This window comes from Pontibacter indicus (assembly GCF_900156345.1).
Classification (GTDB): Bacteria; Bacteroidota; Bacteroidia; order Cytophagales; family Hymenobacteraceae; genus Pontibacter; species Pontibacter indicus.
In genome coordinates, this window is the sequence record NZ_FTPP01000004.1 from 231,951 (window position 1) to 248,671 (window position 16,721).

13 protein-coding genes are annotated in these 16,721 nt (G+C 52.8%); 12 read left to right on the top strand and 1 reads right to left on the bottom strand.

All coding sequences use genetic code 11. From position 1 onward, the window contains the following. The first annotated feature begins 475 nt into the window (after positions 1-475). The 11 genes from B0B12_RS17895 to B0B12_RS17945 all read left to right on the top strand — a co-directional run bounded on the left by B0B12_RS17895 (position 476) and on the right by B0B12_RS17945 (position 15,574). Complete coding sequence (locus B0B12_RS17895; RefSeq protein ID WP_076671761.1) at positions 476-1,390, top strand: N-acetylmuramoyl-L-alanine amidase; 915 nt, start codon at positions 476-478, stop codon at positions 1,388-1,390. Between the two features lie 29 nt (positions 1,391-1,419). After that, the gene (locus B0B12_RS17900) at positions 1,420-2,769 is read left to right on the top strand and encodes a D-alanyl-D-alanine carboxypeptidase/D-alanyl-D-alanine-endopeptidase (protein ID WP_076671763.1); all 1,350 of its coding nucleotides are present in this window, start codon (positions 1,420-1,422) and stop codon (positions 2,767-2,769) included. A 200-nt stretch (positions 2,770-2,969) separates the two neighbouring features. Beyond that, positions 2,970-3,986 carry a dipeptide epimerase gene (locus B0B12_RS17905; protein ID WP_076671765.1) on the top strand — a complete coding sequence of 339 codons (1,017 nt, stop codon included), beginning with the start codon at positions 2,970-2,972 and terminating at the stop codon, positions 3,984-3,986. Then, complete coding sequence (locus tag B0B12_RS17910) at positions 3,986-5,053, top strand: aminotransferase class I/II-fold pyridoxal phosphate-dependent enzyme (protein ID WP_076671767.1); 1,068 nt, start codon at positions 3,986-3,988, stop codon at positions 5,051-5,053. The genes B0B12_RS17905 and B0B12_RS17910 overlap by 1 nt, the downstream gene beginning before the upstream one ends. A gap of 106 nt (positions 5,054-5,159) precedes the next feature. Next, positions 5,160-6,425 (top strand): DUF819 family protein, encoded by a 1,266-nt coding sequence (locus tag B0B12_RS17915; protein ID WP_076671769.1) that lies wholly within the window; start codon positions 5,160-5,162, stop codon positions 6,423-6,425. Between the two features lie 83 nt (positions 6,426-6,508). Then, complete coding sequence (locus B0B12_RS17920) at positions 6,509-7,717, top strand: C40 family peptidase (RefSeq protein ID WP_076672142.1); 1,209 nt, start codon at positions 6,509-6,511, stop codon at positions 7,715-7,717. A gap of 233 nt (positions 7,718-7,950) precedes the next feature. Further along, positions 7,951-9,204 carry an ROK family protein gene (locus B0B12_RS17925; RefSeq protein ID WP_076671771.1) on the top strand — a complete coding sequence of 418 codons (1,254 nt, stop codon included), beginning with the start codon at positions 7,951-7,953 and terminating at the stop codon, positions 9,202-9,204. Next, positions 9,201-11,165 carry a glucosamine-6-phosphate deaminase gene (gene nagB / locus B0B12_RS17930; RefSeq protein ID WP_280173759.1) on the top strand — a complete coding sequence of 655 codons (1,965 nt, stop codon included), beginning with the start codon at positions 9,201-9,203 and terminating at the stop codon, positions 11,163-11,165. The genes B0B12_RS17925 and nagB overlap by 4 nt, the downstream gene beginning before the upstream one ends. A gap of 172 nt (positions 11,166-11,337) precedes the next feature. Next, positions 11,338-11,631, top strand: a complete 294-nt coding sequence (locus tag B0B12_RS17935; protein WP_076671775.1) for a hypothetical protein — start codon at positions 11,338-11,340, stop codon at positions 11,629-11,631. A 176-nt stretch (positions 11,632-11,807) separates the two neighbouring features. Then, complete coding sequence (locus B0B12_RS17940) at positions 11,808-14,153, top strand: family 20 glycosylhydrolase (protein ID WP_076671778.1); 2,346 nt, start codon at positions 11,808-11,810, stop codon at positions 14,151-14,153. Positions 14,154-14,278: 125 nt separating this feature from the next. Next, positions 14,279-15,574: a sugar MFS transporter gene (locus B0B12_RS17945; RefSeq protein WP_076671781.1), complete on the top strand. Its 1,296-nt coding sequence runs from the start codon at positions 14,279-14,281 to the stop codon at positions 15,572-15,574. A gap of 122 nt (positions 15,575-15,696) precedes the next feature. Here B0B12_RS17945 and B0B12_RS20435 read toward each other — a convergent pair whose 3' ends face one another. Further along, positions 15,697-15,849 (bottom strand): hypothetical protein, encoded by a 153-nt coding sequence (locus B0B12_RS20435; RefSeq protein WP_170871907.1) that lies wholly within the window; start codon positions 15,847-15,849, stop codon positions 15,697-15,699. A 242-nt stretch (positions 15,850-16,091) separates the two neighbouring features. Here B0B12_RS20435 and B0B12_RS17950 point away from each other — a divergent pair, with 242 nt between their 5' ends. Beyond that, the gene (locus B0B12_RS17950) at positions 16,092-16,496 is read left to right on the top strand and encodes a hypothetical protein (RefSeq protein WP_076671784.1); all 405 of its coding nucleotides are present in this window, start codon (positions 16,092-16,094) and stop codon (positions 16,494-16,496) included. The last annotated feature ends 225 nt before the right edge of the window (positions 16,497-16,721 follow it).

The window sequence follows — 16,721 nt, forward strand, 5'->3', positions numbered from 1 at the left end:
AAGAGGAAGGAGCGGTGCACGATTGACATCCCCCTGCCCCCGTCAAAGCGAGACTTTTTGTAACTGCTACCCAATAGGTATGGCTTCGTTGTTTCTGTCATAAAACACTGGCACGCATCGGAAGACTAACTTGCACGCTCACGATGAAAAAGTAGCGGTACCAAGTGCGCCTTACGACGCTTCACTGTTGGGGGTGAAGGGATCCCCCTGTCAAGAGCGTTTAGTGACTGGGGGTAGGGGCCCTCGATTTGGAGCGTCTTGACTTTTTTGCCTTCTTTTTGTGTCAAGACAAAAGAAGGTGCCCGCCGCATAGGCGAAGCTATGAAACAAAGCACGTTGCAATACCTGCAAAGTAGCTACGCCAGTTGCAAACTGGCCACATTCACAAGTGGCACTAATGCTAAACTTGCGGTATAACAAGCCGGCAAGCATAGACAATTGATTTTGATATATTTACTGAACAAGTAAGCACATAATGAAACGAATTTTTACGCAAGCATTTACACTACTGCTCGGTTGCGGCCTGCTAGCAAGCTGCGCCACAAACCCCTACGCCGCGACAAACAAATCGCATAAGAAACAGGCCAAAGCCTATGCCAAATCGCTGCTGGCTATACCTGCGGCCCCGACCGGAGAGCATACCTATCCGCAAGGTGATTACTGGGTCGGTACGACCAATTTCAACCTGCGCAAGCCGAACTTTGTGATCATCCACCACACGGCGCAGAACTCCACGGAGCATACCTTGAAGACCTTCACGATGCCCTCTACCAAGGTGAGTTCGCACTACGTGATCGGGCGCGACGGCAAGGTATACCAGATGTTACACGACCACATGCGAGCCTGGCATGGCGGTAACAGCAGGTGGGGCAGCAACACCGATCTTAATTCTTCTTCGATAGGTATAGAATTGGATAACAACGGCTCGGAGCCCTTCCCGGAACCGATGATCAACAGCCTGATCGCGGTGTTGGGCAAGCTCAAGAAAGAGCACGGCATTCCTGCCGAGAACTTTATCGGTCACGCTGACATTGCCCCAGCACGTAAGGTCGATCCAAGTCCACTATTCCCATGGAAGACGCTGGCCGACAATGGCTTTGGGTTGTGGTATGACGAGGATGTGCTGGAAAAAGAACAGGTGCTGCGCGAAGTGGCTGTAGGCGGTGAAGGAGACCAAACGCCTTTACTCGTGCTGGAGACAGTACCGAAATATACCCTTCCTGAAAATTTTAACCCAATGGATGCCCTGCGCATTATTGGCTACGATGTGCGTAACCCCGAGGCAGCCGTGCGGGCTTTTAAGATCCATTTTATACAGAATGATATAAACAGTCCGCTGACGGAGGATGAGAAGCTGATTCTTTATAACCTGTATCAGAAGTATTTGTAAATTGAAGTGTCAATTCACATTCCACTCGTATGATCAAACCGCTACTCACCCGCTATACCTTAAAACTCTTCTCCTGCCTCGGCCTGCTCTTTTTGCTGGGCTGTAGCGCGGCTAAACCTGTGGCCGAAGCGCCTGCGCCTTACGGACCGACTGTGATACAGCAGCGGGTGCTGGAAGTGGAGGCGCAGCAGCAGAGCTTTGTAGGCTTCGTGCTCTACGATCCGGAATTGGGCAAGGCAGTGGTCGAACACAACGCCGACAAGTATTTCGTGCCGGCTTCCAACACCAAGTTGTTCACGTTTTATGCGGCTTCCAAAATGCTGGGCGACTCCATCCCTGCGCTCAAGTACGTGGCCAAAGGCGACTCGCTGATCTTCTGGGGCACCGGCGATCCGACTTTCACGCACATGGACCTGAAAAACAATATCGCCTACGACTTCCTGAAGAACCGAAAGGAAAAACTCTACTACATAGAAGCGCCCATGACTAGCACGGCCTTCGCCACGAACTGGGGCTGGGACGATTACAATTATTACTACCAACCGGAGCGAAGCGCTTTCCCGATCCACGGCAACATCGTGAAGTTCAAAAAAGACAGTGCCTCCGCCTATACCACAACACCCGCCTTCTTCAACAAGAACGTGATGCCGGATACTACCAGGAACGCCCACCGCGACACCTTCCGGAGGGCATGGCGAACCAACGACATTGCCTATAACCCGAAACGTGCTGCCGTTGCCTTCTCGCAGGAAGTGCCTTTTATCACCTCGCCTGAGCTGACGGTACAACTACTGGCAGATACCCTGAAGCGCCCCGTAAAACTGGTGAAGCGTCCTATACCTGCGGGCGGAAAGGTGCTCTATGGTCTGCCGGCCGACACCGTTTTCAAGCGCATGCTGCAGGTAAGCGACAACCTGATGGCAGAGCAGTTGATGATCCTGGGTTATGGCACTCTTTCTGATACCTTGTCGGTAGAGCGGGCCATCCGCTACGCCGTGAAAAACTACCTGTCGGACCTGCCGGATGCGCCGGTATGGATAGACGGCTCCGGCCTCTCAAGCATGAACATGTTCACCCCGCGCAGCATCATCGTGCTCCTGCAGAAAATGTATGCCGAGCGCCCGAAAGAGAGGCTCCTGCCGATGCTGGCCGTGGGCGGAAGACCAGGTACCTTCCGGAACATCTATAAAGCAGACGTGCCCTTTGTGTTCGGCAAATCCGGCACGCTGGCACACGTACACAACCAAAGTGGCTACATCATGACCAAAAGTGGTAAATTGTTGATGTACAGTTTTATGAATAACAACTTCAAGACATCTTCGTCAGAAATCAGAAATGCCATGGAGCGCATCATGACCGAGGTGCACGAGAAGTATTAAGAACCTTTATAGCGCAAGCGAGGAGGCTCGCGCCATGTATAAAATAAGCATTAAGGTTTGCCAGATACCTCAGCTATATACCTTTAAACACACGCGGCGGGACGCCGCTGAAATAGCTCACACTCGCGGGACGCGAGCGAGGGCAGTAGATTAGCTTAATCAACTATTACCAATCACCAATCAGCAATAAACAATCAACCATGAAACTAACGATACGCTCTTTTGACCTGCCGCTGCGGCACACCTTCACCATCTCCTACGACTCCCGCGATGTGCAGCCAACCATGATTGTGGAGCTGCAGCACGGCGAGCACAAAGGCTACGGCGAGGCGACCAGCAATCCCTACTACGGCTTCACCATTGAGAGCATGACCGCAGCGCTCGAAAGCATCCGCGAGAAAATCGAGTCCACGGAGCTGACTTCGCCGGAGGAGTTCTGGGCACAAATGCAGCCCCATCTGGCGGACCAGCCTTTTGCCCTCTGCGCACTCGACCTGGCGGCCAACGACCTGTTCGGCAAAATGAAAGGCCAGCCGCTCTACAAAATCTGGGGACTGGAGGCCAAGAACATGCCGCTCACCAACTATACCATCGGCATCGCCTCTATCGATAACATGGTGAAAAAGCTGCAGGAAATGCCCTGGCCGCTTTACAAGATCAAGCTGGGCACCAAAGAAGACGTAGCCATCATCAAGGAGCTGCGCAAGCATACCGATGCCATTTTCCGTGTGGATGCTAACTGCGCCTGGGGTGTGGAAGAGACGATCGAAAACTCGAAGCAATTGAAGGAACTGGGTGTGCAGTTTATTGAGCAGCCCATGAAGGCCGATGATCTGGAAGGTATGAAAGAGGTATACAAGCGCTCCGAGCTGCCCCTGATCGCAGACGAGAGCTGCATCACCGAGAGTGACGTGGCCAAGTGCCACGGCTTGTTCCATGGCGTGAACATCAAGCTCACCAAATGCGGCGGCCTGACGCCTGCCCGCCGCATGATTGCCGAAGCCAAGAGTCTGGGCATGAAAGTGATGGTAGGTTGCATGACGGAGTCCAGCGTGGGTATATCGGCCATCGCGCAGCTGCTGCCGATGCTCGACTACGTGGACATGGACGGTGCCCTGCTGCTAAGCAAAGACATTGCCGCCGGCGTCACCATCGACTACGGCAAAGTGAGCTACAGCGAAAACGTGAACGGTACAGGTGTTGTCCTGACAGCCTAATGGCCAGCAAGGTATACACGGACCAATTGCCGGGCCGCACCCTGGTGGTGGAAGGAGAGGAGTTCCTGTTTTTCAGCGGGACCTCCTACCTGGGTATACCTGTCAACGAGGCTTTCCGAAACTGCGTGCTGGAAGGGATGGCCCGCTATGGGACCAACTACTCCAGCTCCCGCAACTCCAACCTGCAGCTGCGGGTGTTTGAGGAGACGGAGGAGTATCTGGCCAGGTATACCGGCGCAGAGGCGGCCTTTACCATGTCGTCGGGTTACCTGGCGGGGCAGGCGCTGGTGCAGGCGCTGCAGGGGAGCGGACATTTCATCTACGCTCCCAACACGCACCCGGCCCTCTGGCGCAGCACCGCCGACGAAGTCACCGGCGATTACGACGCCTGGGTTGGACCCATGCTGCAAAAATTACAGGGCTTGCAGGAGGAGCATGTCATCCTGGTTTGCAATTCCCTCGATCCGCTCAAGGCCCGGAACCACGGTTTTAGCTGGCTCAGCGCTTTGCCTGCCAATAAGCAGATTACGCTGATCGTAGACGATTCGCATGGCTTCGGGGTGACGGGAGAGGACGGCAACGGGGTATACACACAGCTCAAAGCCCGGCTACAACCCAACGTGCGGCTGGTCGTGGCCAGCTCCATGGGCAAAGCGCTGGGTATACCTGCCGGCGTCGTGCTGGGGGATAAGGAACTGGTCGACAAGCTGCGGCATAGCCATTATTTTGGCGGAGCGTCCCCGGCTATACCGGCCTACCTGTATGCCTTTTTAAAATGTGAGTCCGTGTTCCAGGAAGCCCGGGAGAAGCTGTATGCCAACATCGCTTATTTTCTGGCGCATTTGGAGAGGCCCGGGCAATTCAGTTACTTTGAAAGGTATCCGGTTTTTGGGGTGCGTGAACACCGCTTAGCGGCGTACCTGCAGGAGCATGGCGTGATCATCTCCAGCTTCCGCTACCCAACGCCTGCCGATGACCCGATAACACGGGTTATCCTCAACAGCGCGCACACGGAGCAGGATATCCGGCGATTAACAGAGCTGATTAATCACTTTGACAGACCTTAATCTTGAAATTAGCTGGTAATCGAAAGCTTGAACAGCACCAGCATGATTTCGACCTAACCATATTCAACTAAACCTAGATACCCTTTAACAGGGAAACCTGCATTTCATGGAAGAAACCACCACCGCTACAACACCCCTCATCACCAACGACGCCGTCGTGCTGGGTATACTTATCGTCATCCTGGCTATTATTTTCAAAACATCATCCAGCGAACGCACTGTCTTCAAGAAGTTCTACTCGGTGGTACCCTCGCTCTTGCTGTGTTACCTCATCCCGAGTTTGCTCAACTCGCTCAACATCATCTCCGGCGAAACCTCCGCCTTGTATGGCATGGCCTCGCGCTACCTGCTGCCGGCAAGTTTGGTGCTGTTCACCATCAGCCTCGACCTGAAGGAGATCTGGAAACTGCGCCACAAAGCGGGACTTATGTTCATCACAGGCACGGTCGGTATTATTATTGGCGGTCCGCTGGCTATCCTCATCGTCTCCACGTTTGCCCCTGATATTGTAGGGGGAGCGGGGCCTGACGCTGTGTGGCGTGGACTGACGACCATTGCAGGCAGCTGGATTGGTGGCGGTGCCAACCAATTGGCGATGTACGAAGTTTTCCAGCCTAGTCCGAACTTATTCTCGGCCGTGATCGCCGTAGACGTGATTGTGGCTAATATCTGGATGGCGGTGCTACTGTATGGGGCGGGCAGGTCAGAAAAGATCGACGCTTTCTTTAAGGCTGACAGCTCTGCTGTGAATGAACTGAAAGACAAGATTGAGCGCTACCGCAAGAGCATCATGCGCGTGCCAACTATGCCCGACCTGATGCTGATCGCAGGTATAGGCTTCGGTCTGACGGGTGTGGCGCACTTCTTTGCCGATATCATTGCACCCTGGATCGCTGAGAATGCGCCATACCTGGAGCAGTTCAGCTTAACCTCCGGCTTCTTCTGGCTGGTGGTGTTGGCTACTACATTCGGTATGCTGCTGTCCACTACCAAGGCTCGTAATCTGGAAGGAGCGGGGGCATCGCGTATAGCCAGCATTTTCCTCTACATCCTGGTGGCGACCATTGGCATGCAGATGGACGTGACCGCCATTGTGAGTCAGCCGGGTCTGTTCCTGGTCGGCATCATCTGGATTTCTATCCACATGCTGGTGCTTTTCATTGTGGGCAAGCTCGTGAAGGCGCCATTCTTCTTCCTGGCAGTGGGCAGTCAGGCCAATGTGGGTGGTGCTGCCTCGGCTCCGATTGTGGCTGCTGCCTTTCATCCGGCACTGGCTCCGGTAGGGGTACTGCTCGCGATACTGGGCTATGCCGTGGGTACCTACGGGGCCTATATCTCCGGTATACTCATGCAGATGGTGGCGCCTCAGTAACGAATTATTATAGAAAGATAAATGTTTAGTGAATAATGCTGTTGCCGGCCTCTTTTGCCGGCAAACGATTAAAAACCGATACTATGATTAAAAAGAATTCTTTCGTGCTGTTGTTTTTGCTAGTGCTTGCTTCCTGCGCCGGCACACAAAGCACCACTACCGAGTCCAGCGCAGCGGTTAAAGCTGAAGCTGCCGTTTCGCCGGCCAAAACGCACATCGATGCGGTGCGTCAGCAGTTTGCTCCTGACAAGCGGGTAGCACTGTTTGATGTAGAGGCTAACGGAAACGTGCTGCGTGGCGAAACCAACATGCCGGAAGCCAAGGCTGACCTGGTGAAACGCCTGCAGGCGGCGGGAGTAAGCTTTGTTGACAGTGTACAGGTATTGCCGGAGGCCTCGCTCGAAGGCAAGCACCAGGCGATTGTCACCATTTCTGTGGCCAATCTGCGCTCACAGCCAAAGCACTCCGCTGAACTGGCGACGCAGGCGACCATGGGCACCCCGCTGAAGGTATGGAAGAAGAAAGACGGCTGGTACCTGGTGCAGACGCCGGACCAGTACCTGTCGTGGGTAGATTATGGCGGTGTGGCGCTGATGGATCAGACGGCCTTCAACAGCTGGCAGCAGGGCAAAAAGCTGATCTATACCAAGACCTATGGCTTTGCCTATGCCAAAGCTGATAAAGCAGCCACTACGGTATCGGACATGGTGTACGGCGACGTGTTGGTACAGAAAAACAAAACGAAGGACTTTTATGAAGTGAGCTTTCCGGATGGCCGCACAGGCTTTATCTCCGCTGCCGAAGCCATTGATTATAAAGAATGGGTAGCCAGCCGCAAACCAACTGAGGAGAACCTGGTGGCTTCAAGCAAGGAAATGCTCGGCATGCCCTACCTGTGGGGCGGCACATCCGTGAAAGGTATGGACTGCAGTGGCTTTACCAAAACGATCTTCTTTATGAACGGACTGGTGTTGCCGCGTGACGCTTCGCAGCAGGTGCACATTGGGGAGTTGGTAGACACTAAGAGTGGATGGGACAACATGCGTCCGGGCGACCTGTTGTTCTTCGGCTCGCCTGCCAAAGACGGTAAGCCGGAGCGCGTGGTGCACGTAGGCATGTGGATTGGCGGCAACCAGGAGTTCATCCACTCTGCTGGTCGTGTACGCATCAACAGCATGAACCCTTCGGCTGCAAATCACGATGCCTTTGAACTCGGCCGCTTCCTGCGCGCTAAGCGTGTATCGCCGGAGGCCACGCTGGTAGATTTGCGCGAAAAGTCGCTGTACGAATAAGGTATAAGCACTTTTGAGTTTGATAATTAAAAAAGGCAGTAGCGGGAGTTACTGCCTTTTTTTATGCTTTATCATAAGAAGAACTGATTATGTTTTTGCAAAAGTTGCTATAACTATACATCATTTGAGTAAAATTTAACGTAATCATAATTAACTTTACTAAAAATTTGATAAAAGTATTTGCAAATACCTCAAAACTTCCTCACCTTTATAGTATAACACCAAACTGACATATGGGCGCATTTCTGGCAATGGAAGAAGGGTATCTGGAGAAGCTCAACCATGTGGAAAGGAAGAAGCATCTTCAGAAAATAAAGATCGTGAGGCACTTGTATGTAAAAGGCGCCCGATCCAACGCTGACATTTGCAACCGCTTCAACATCAGTTCGCCCACTTCTATGGCGCTGCTCAACGAGTTGATGACCGATGGCCTGATCGAAAAACAAGGCCGTGGCGAATCGGTGGGAGGGCGCAAGCCGGAACTATACGGTCTGCGCAATAACTCACTCTTCGTGCTGAGCATCCAAATGGATAAGTTCAGTACCCGCATGGCCATTTTCGACGGCACGAACAACAACATCACCGGCATCCATACCTTCCCTTTGCAGCTTTCCAGAGACCTTGCCGCTGTGGATGAGCTATACCAGCATGCCAGCAGTCTGGTGCTCTCGGCAGGTATAGACGCCGATAAACTGATGGGCATTGGCTTGAGTATGCCTGGACTTGTGTCGTCCAGAGAAGGCGACAGCTATACCTACCTGCTGACTGGTCAGGACGAAACGCCGCTCCAGGACTTGCTCTCGCTCAAATTCAACAAACCGGTTTACATCCAGAACGACGTGAAGAGCATCGCCCTGGCCGAGTACCGCTTCGGGGCAGCGCAGGGCAAACGCGACGCGCTCGTGCTCACGCTCGACTGGGGTATTGGTCTGGGCATCATCATGGACGGCAAACTGCGGCTGGGCACCTCCGGATTTGCAGGCGAGTTCGGTCACATCCCGTTTATAGAAAATGGCGTGCTTTGCCACTGCGGCAAGCGGGGCTGCCTGGAAACAGTGGCCTCGGGAAGCGCCCTGGCCCGTATGGCCCGCGAAGGACTGCAGGCCGGGCAGGACACCTTGCTGAAGGCCCTCTCGGGTGAGAATCCGGAAAAGATTGAGCCAAAGGCTATCATACAAGCAGCTCACGAAGGCGACCAGTATGCCATTAACATACTCGCTGAAACAGGCCGCAACCTGGGCAAAGGCATTGCCATGCTGATCCAGCTTTTCAACCCGGAGCTGATCATCATCGGCGGCAAAATGGCGGAGGCCCGGCAATACCTGACTACCCCGATCCAGCAGTCGATCAACACCTACTGCATGACGCAGCTGCGCGAGCGCACCGAAATTGCCTTATCGAAGCTGGGAACGCAGGCAGGTATACTGGGGCCAGTGGCCACGGTGATGGAGCGCATTTTTGAGCACCGCATCGAATCAACGAAATAGAAAGACAACGAAACACAACACCATATTATAGCACAACGAAAATGGCACGATTAAATCTTCTGGAAGAAACCCGTTTTGAAAAGCTTCCGGTAACCGTTTACCCCGACCAACATGTTGCCTCCGTGAAAGTGGCGCAGCGTATTGCGGAGTTGATCAGATATAAGCAGGGGCGCAACGAGAAGGCTGTGCTCGGCCTGGCCACTGGTGCCACACCCGTAAAGGTATATGCCGAGCTGGTACGCCTGCACCGCGAAGAGGGACTGAGCTTCCGCAATGTGATCACGTTCAACCTGGACGAGTACTACCCGATGCAGCCGACTGCCGTGCAGAGCTACGTGACGTTCATGAACGAGCACCTGTTCGATCACATCGACATCAACAAAAACAACATCCACATACCGGACGGTACGCTACCACAGGAGAGAATACACGACTACTGCCTGGAGTACGAGCGCAAAATCGAGTCTGTGGGCGGGCTGGATCTGCAGCTGCTAGGTATCGGTCGTACGGGTCACATCGGTTTCAACGAGCCGGGCTCAGCGCCAAACTCCGGTACGCGCCTGGTTACGCTCGACGACCTGACCCGCCGCGACGCCTCGCGCGACTTCGGTGGCAAGGAGAATGTGCCGCGCAAAGCCATCACGATGGGTATTGGCACTATCTTCAAAGCCCGTGAGATCATCCTGATGGCCTGGAGCGGCAAAAAGGCGCCGATCATCAAGAAAGCGGTGGAAGGCGAAATTTCCGGCGATGTACCGGCTACTTACCTGCAGCTGTCTGACAATGTGGAGTTTGTCCTAGATCAGGATGCGGCATCGGAACTGACCCGCTTCGACACACCATGGCTGGTAAAGGACTGTGTTTGGGACGATGCCCAGATCAAGAAAGCGGTGATCTGGCTGTCGCAGACCGTGAAGAAGCCGATCCTGAAGCTGACCGAGGAAGACTACAACAACCACGGCATGGCCCAACTGATCACCGAGAAAGGCACAGCTTACGAGATCAACATCGACATCTTCAACAAACTGCAGAGCACCATTACCGGCTGGCCAGGTGGTAAACCAAACGCCGACGACAGACGCCGTCCGGAGCGTGCCGAGCCTGCCCGCAAACGCGTGGTGATCTTCTCGCCACACCCGGACGATGACGTGATCTCGATGGGTGGTACCTTTATCCGACTGGTGGACCAGGGACACGATGTGCACGTGGCGTACCAGACTTCGGGCAACACCGCCGTGTGGGATGATGACGTGCTGCGCTACATGGAGTTCGCCATCGACTTCAACAAGAGCATCGGGCAGGAGACCGACCACTTGGAGGGCATCTACGACGATATGCGCAGCTTCCTGGAGAACAAGCAGCCGAACCAGCTCGACACCCAGGAAATCCGCGATGTGAAAGGCTTTATCCGCAAGAGCGAGGCCATTGCCGGCGCCCGTTACGCTGGTCTGGACGACGACCATATCCACTTCATGGCCCTGCCGTTCTACGAGACAGGTAAAACCGTGAAGAAGCCGGTGACTGACATCGACGTGGAGCTAACCATTGAGCTGCTGCAGAAAGTGAAGCCGCACCAGGTGTTTGCCGCCGGCGACTTTGCCGATCCGCACGGTACGCACATCGTGTGCTTCAACATTGTGCTGGCCGCACTCAACCGCCTGCGCGAAACCGAAGAGTGGGCCCAGGATTGCTGGCTGTGGATGTACCGCGGCGCCTGGCACGAGTTCGCCACCCACGAAATCGAAATGGCCGTGCCGCTCTCGCCGCAGGAGGTACAGCGCAAGCGAAACGCCATCTTCAAGCACCAGTCGCAGAAAGACTACCCGGTGTTCCCGGGAGATGATGCCCGCGAATTCTGGGTGCGTGCCGAGGAGCGCAACCGCGAGACCGCCAAGAGCTACGACGACCTGGGGCTGGCCAACTACGAGGCCATGGAGGCTTTCGTGAAGTGGAAATTCTAGTATAAACGATGACAGCTAAAACAAAGCAAAATGCTTAGCTTTGTTTTAGCTGTTTTCTTATTTGCCTGGGTTAGTAAAATTGACCCTGATTTAACCAAAGCCAGGATTTGTTACAATTCGTTTTGTCATCCTGTAAGGATCTTGTAGCCAGTAATGAACATATATCTTTTCGATGAAATACATAAGGGCTAATTATCAGGAAATCTATGAAATTCTTGAAAAGAATAATGGGATTATTGAATCTGAGTATTTGAAAGATATTTTTTATGCCTTTCAAATAGCCTCTGGACAAGAATACTTTAAATCAAGAACACAGGCAATAATTGATTACTTTAATAAAAACGCATTCATAATTATAAAATATCAAGGTAGACAGGTTGAAATACGGACTCTAAATGAGCTAGAGAAATGTTTACAAACCTTTGATAGTGAGTTTGTATTGGGGATTTTAAGGAAAGATGTATAAATATTTTCTGTTAACAGGCATATAAGGTGTTTTTCGATTACGACTCGTTCGCCTTCTATCTTAGCTGTTAACGGCTAGCCCAGGCATGTTTTCTTAAAGTAAAGGCCCTTCTCGACCAACTAAACATTACATCGCTTTTTAGCATAACCAACACCCACATAACACCCGTTTCTGATATGATTTTCAGGAAAAGTATTCTTACCCTTTTGCTCTCTTTTGTTTGCACGGCAGGTATAGCCACTCTCTCGCCAGTGCAGGCGCAGGTTAAACCTGAGTCACTGTCGCTGATACCGCAACCTGTAAAGTTGACCACTCAAAAAGGAAACTTTCTGGTGCAGCCTTCCACTAAGGTATACGTGGACCCAAAAAATGCCGATCTACTGCGCGTGGGCGAGTTTCTGGCCCAGCACATTGAAACAGCCATCGGTCACAAACCCGAGGTGATCCAGAAGAAACCGAAAAAAAAAGATACAAACCTGATCTACCTGACGCTGAAGACGGACAACGATACGTTGGGCGCTGAGGGCTATAACCTGCGTGTGAACCAGCAGCGCATAACACTGGCTGCCAAAGAAACGCACGGCACTTTTTGGGGAATACAGACGGTGCGTCAGCTCCTGCCTGCTCAAAAAACATCCGAGTCGACGCTTATACCTGCGCTTGAGATCGTGGACAAGCCCCGCTATACCTGGCGCGGCTTGCACCTGGATGTAACGCGCCATTTCTTTCCGGTGGAGTTTGTGAAGCAGTACATCGATTACCTGGCCATGCACAAGCTCAACAGCTTTCACTGGCACCTGACCGACGACCAGGGCTGGCGCATCGAGATCAAGAAGTACCCGAAATTGACCGAGGTTGGCGCCTGGCGCGACAGCACCCTGATCGGCCACTACTGGGACCTGCCGCAGACCTACCGCAAACAGCGTCACGGTGGCTATTATACCCAGGAAGAGATCAAAGAAGTAGTAAAATATGCCCAGGACCGCTTTATCAATGTAGTGCCTGAGATTGAAATGCCGGGCCACGCACTGGCCGCTTTGGCTGCTTATCCAGAGCTTTCGTGCACCGGCGGACCGCACAAAGTAGAGTCGAAGTGGGGGATTTTCCCGGATATTTTCTGCGCAGGCAACGAGCAGACCTTCGCTTTCTTGGAAGATGTGCTGACCGAGGTAATGGCGCTTTTCCCGAGCAAAGTGATTCACATAGGGGGGGACGAAGCGCCGAAGACCCGCTGGAAGGTATGCCCGAAATGCCAGAAGCGCATCAAGGATGAGGGCCTTAAGGACGAGCACGAACTGCAGAGCTATTTTGTGCAGCGCATGGAGAAGTTCGCCAACAAGAACGGTCGCATCATCATCGGTTGGGACGAGATTCTGGAAGGCGGTTTGGCACCGAATGCCTATGTGATGTCGTGGCGCGGCACCAAAGGAGGTATAGCAGCCGCTAAAGAAAAGCACTATGTGGTGATGTCGCCTGGCACGCCTTTATACTTGGACTATTACCAGGGCGAGCGCGAGTTGGAGCCTGTTACCATTCACGGGTATAACCCCCTCTCCAAGGTATACGCCTACGACCCAACGCCCAGCGAGCTGTCGGCCGACGAGAAAAAGTACATACTGGGCGCACAAGCCAACATGTGGACCGAGTACATCTCTACGGAAGAGCACGTTGAGTACATGGTGTTCCCGCGAATAGCCGCCCTGAGCGAAGTGCTGTGGACGCCAGCCAAGTTGAAAGACTGGAAGAGCTTCCAGAACCGCATGACGGAGCAATACAAGCGCTACGACGCCCTGGGTGTTAACTACGCTCGCAGCGCCTTCAACGTGAATCAGCAGTTGCAGGTAGACACGGTAAGCAACAGAGCCACCGTCGCCTTCGATACGGATGCCGCCGATGTGACCATCCACTATACCCTGGACGGATCGGACCCAAGCACCCGGTCGCAGGTGTACAAAGCGCCTTTCACACTGAACAAAACTGCCACGATCAAAGCCAGCTCCTTTGTGAACGGCAAACGGGTAGGCAAAGTAAGCACCCGCACGTTCGAGGCACATAAAGGTTTGAACAAAAGCATCACGCTTACCAACCCGGCTAGCGCAAGCTTTGCCAACAAGTCCAAATTGGTGGATGGCCTGAAAGGCTCCACCGATCAGTACGATGGCCATTGGGTCGGATTTTTGGGGACCGACGTGGAGGCGATCATCGACCTGGGCAAGGTGCAGCCGATTCAGCGCTTGAGCACTAACTTTATGCAGCACATCGGTTACCGCATCTTCCTGCCGGTGCAGGTAGAGTATGCGCTGTCGGTGGATGGCATTCGGTATGTGACCGTGGACACGATTGAAGACCCTAACCCGCTGGGTGCGGAGGGCATCACGACCCACGAAGTTGCCGCCACCATTCCGCTGACCCGCGCCCGCTTCGTGAAAGTGAAGGTCCGAAGCGTAGGCGTGAGCCCTGACAAATACCCATCTGCCGGACAGAAGACCTGGCTGATGCTAGACGAGATTGTGGTGGAGTAAGTTATCGGTCAAATTTTAAGGTTATAACACCTGATATAAGCGAGATAAATTCTATATTGTACTCCTATTCCTGCGCCTTTCTGCCGGATACAGTTTTGCACCTTATCTATACCTAAAATTTTAACATGACTAAAGTAGCCACTTCCTCAAACAGCAAGACCGGGCAGGAGAACGCTTCTGGTGGGTACATGCGCTCGATCCTCATCATCGGGGCGCTGTTCTTTATCTTCGGTTTCGTTACCTGGCTCAACGCCATCCTGATTCCGTATTTCAAAATCGCCCTGGAGCTGAATAACTTCCAGTCGTATCTGGTGGCTTTTGCTTTCTACATCTCCTATTTCGTGATGGCTATACCTTCGGCCTGGGTGCTGAAGGCAACCGGCTTTAAGAAAGGTATGTCGGTGGGCTTGCTTGTGATGGCAGCCGGGGCCCTCTTGTTTGTGCCTGCCGCGCTAACCCGCACGCTCGAGCTGTTTTTGATCGGACTGTTTGTGCAGGGCACGGGACTGGCCATGCTGCAGACGGCTTCCAACCCTTACATTACCATTCTGGGGCCGATCGAAAGTGCTGCCAAGCGTATCAGCATAATGGGCGTGAGCAACAAAATCGGCGGTATACTGGGCTCTATCATCTTGGGTGCCATCGTGCTTTCCAATGCCGATGAGGTGGTGGCCAAGCTGGAACTCATGAGCGCGGCTGAGAAAGTCGTGGAGCTGGATACAATGGCTTCGAAAGTGATCATGCCATACCTGGTGATCATGGCTGCGCTGATTGTGCTGGCCGTTGTGATTTACCTGTCCTCGCTACCAGAAGTGGACACGGATCAGGAAGACGAAACGGTTGCCGCTGCCAATGTGAACAAGACAAGTATCCTGCAGTTTCCACACCTTTTGCTGGGCGCTGTCACGATGTTCCTGTATGTTGGTGTTGAGGTGATGGCCGGTGATACGATCGTAAGTTACGGTGCAGCCCAGGACATTTCTTTCAAAACAGCCAAGTTCTTTACCTCATTCACGCTGGGCGCCATGGTGGTAGCCTACTTTGTGGGGGTAGCCACTATCCCGAAATACATCCGCCAGGACAAAGCTCTGCAAATATCCGCTATACTTGGCATCTTGTTTACCGTAGCCGCCATCATGACGAGCGGTATCGTGTCGGTAACTTTTATCGCTTTGCTGGGTCTGGCTAATGCGCTCATGTGGCCAGCCATTTTCCCGCTGGCTATCGCCGACCTCGGTCGTTTTACCAAGATCGGTTCTTCACTCATCATCATGGGTATAGCCGGTGGCGCTATCCTGCCGCTTATCTACGGTGCCCTGGCCGACGCTATTAACGCACAGCAGGCGTATTGGATCATGGTGCCTTGCTACCTGTTCATCCTTTACTATGCCATGGCGGGGCATAAGATCAGAACAAAGTAAAATAATCGAACTTCCTCAAACAGCGACAGGAGCCCCGAAAGAGGCTCCTGTCGCTGTTTTATAGGTATAGGATACCTCGCCGGGCAGGCAGGGTATAGGTATAGCATGAGTATAGCAAGCTGCTATATAGTATTTGGCAAGGTTGTTGTTTCTGCAGCAACAGTTTGAGTCGGTGCTGTGGTTTTTACAGCCTGTGCGTTGTTCTTTTCGCAGGATGATACCAAGGCAAGAATGAGCAGGGTCAGCAGCAGCACCCCGTATAGTCTGTTCAGCATGGCTTCTCAAGTTTAGCGTGCCAGGAGGTTGGCACTTGGATAATTACGCAAGCATGTTCAGCATAGTTGAGGCTCAGCCACCGAAGAGGTAAAATATTTTTTATAGGACGGAATTCATGGATTTTAAGATTTTAAAATAATTGCACTAAATAAAGTCGCCAGCCTATCAAGGTATGCGGGTGAATACATACATTTGCGAATCCAAACGGCTCTATCACTCACCATTATAAAATAAATTTCGAATGCAACGCCTTAGACTCTTACTCCTGCTTGTGCTGTCTGTCGCCACAATGGCTTCCTGCACTACCTCCCGCAAGAAGAACACCAACACCGGTCAGGTCATCATCATTAAAGACAGCAAAGGTGTCAGCAAAGCTGGCAAGCACTCTGGCTACAAAAAAGGCTGGACCAAGAACCCGAACAACCCGCATCACCCGCGCACAACCAACCCAGGTCATACCAAGCACAAGCAGGGGAAGGGCGGCAACACCGTGATCATCGTCAATAACAACAATGCTTCCGTGAAGAAGGCGGCACCCAAGGGCAAACCCGGAAATGGCCACCACCACAACGGAGGCAAGGGAAAAGGTAACCAAGGAAATGGTAACAACGGCAAGCACGGAAACGGCAAGGGCGGCAAGAAATAAGCTGGGCACTTCCATCAAGGTATAGCACCAGGTATAGGCAGGTTCTCCGCAGGACCTGTCTATTTTTATTACGGAGATGCCTGTAGAAGATTGGTCGTGAGAATAGTACGGTTTGTATACAGAAAGTCCGGCCAGGTATAAATATCCTGTGTTATATGATTAAAATGCCTAAGTTTAGGCTACATCCTATGACAGAGTTGTGCCGGATGTTTCTGCGTATGCCGT

Coding starts and splice junctions, on each gene's coding strand:
- B0B12_RS17910 (WP_076671767.1), top strand. CDS start 3,986: ATGGCCAGCAAGGTATACACGGACCAATTGCCGGGCCGCACCCTGGTG.
- B0B12_RS17920 (WP_076672142.1), top strand. CDS start 6,509: ATGATTAAAAAGAATTCTTTCGTGCTGTTGTTTTTGCTAGTGCTTGCT.
- B0B12_RS17945 (WP_076671781.1), top strand. CDS start 14,279: ATGACTAAAGTAGCCACTTCCTCAAACAGCAAGACCGGGCAGGAGAAC.
- B0B12_RS17935 (WP_076671775.1), top strand. CDS start 11,338: ATGAAATACATAAGGGCTAATTATCAGGAAATCTATGAAATTCTTGAA.
- B0B12_RS17925 (WP_076671771.1), top strand. CDS start 7,951: ATGGGCGCATTTCTGGCAATGGAAGAAGGGTATCTGGAGAAGCTCAAC.
- B0B12_RS17905 (WP_076671765.1), top strand. CDS start 2,970: ATGAAACTAACGATACGCTCTTTTGACCTGCCGCTGCGGCACACCTTC.
- B0B12_RS17950 (WP_076671784.1), top strand. CDS start 16,092: ATGCAACGCCTTAGACTCTTACTCCTGCTTGTGCTGTCTGTCGCCACA.
- B0B12_RS17900 (WP_076671763.1), top strand. CDS start 1,420: ATGATCAAACCGCTACTCACCCGCTATACCTTAAAACTCTTCTCCTGC.
- B0B12_RS17915 (WP_076671769.1), top strand. CDS start 5,160: ATGGAAGAAACCACCACCGCTACAACACCCCTCATCACCAACGACGCC.
- B0B12_RS17895 (WP_076671761.1), top strand. CDS start 476: ATGAAACGAATTTTTACGCAAGCATTTACACTACTGCTCGGTTGCGGC.
- B0B12_RS17940 (WP_076671778.1), top strand. CDS start 11,808: ATGATTTTCAGGAAAAGTATTCTTACCCTTTTGCTCTCTTTTGTTTGC.
- B0B12_RS20435 (WP_170871907.1), bottom strand. CDS start 15,849: ATGCTGAACAGACTATACGGGGTGCTGCTGCTGACCCTGCTCATTCTT.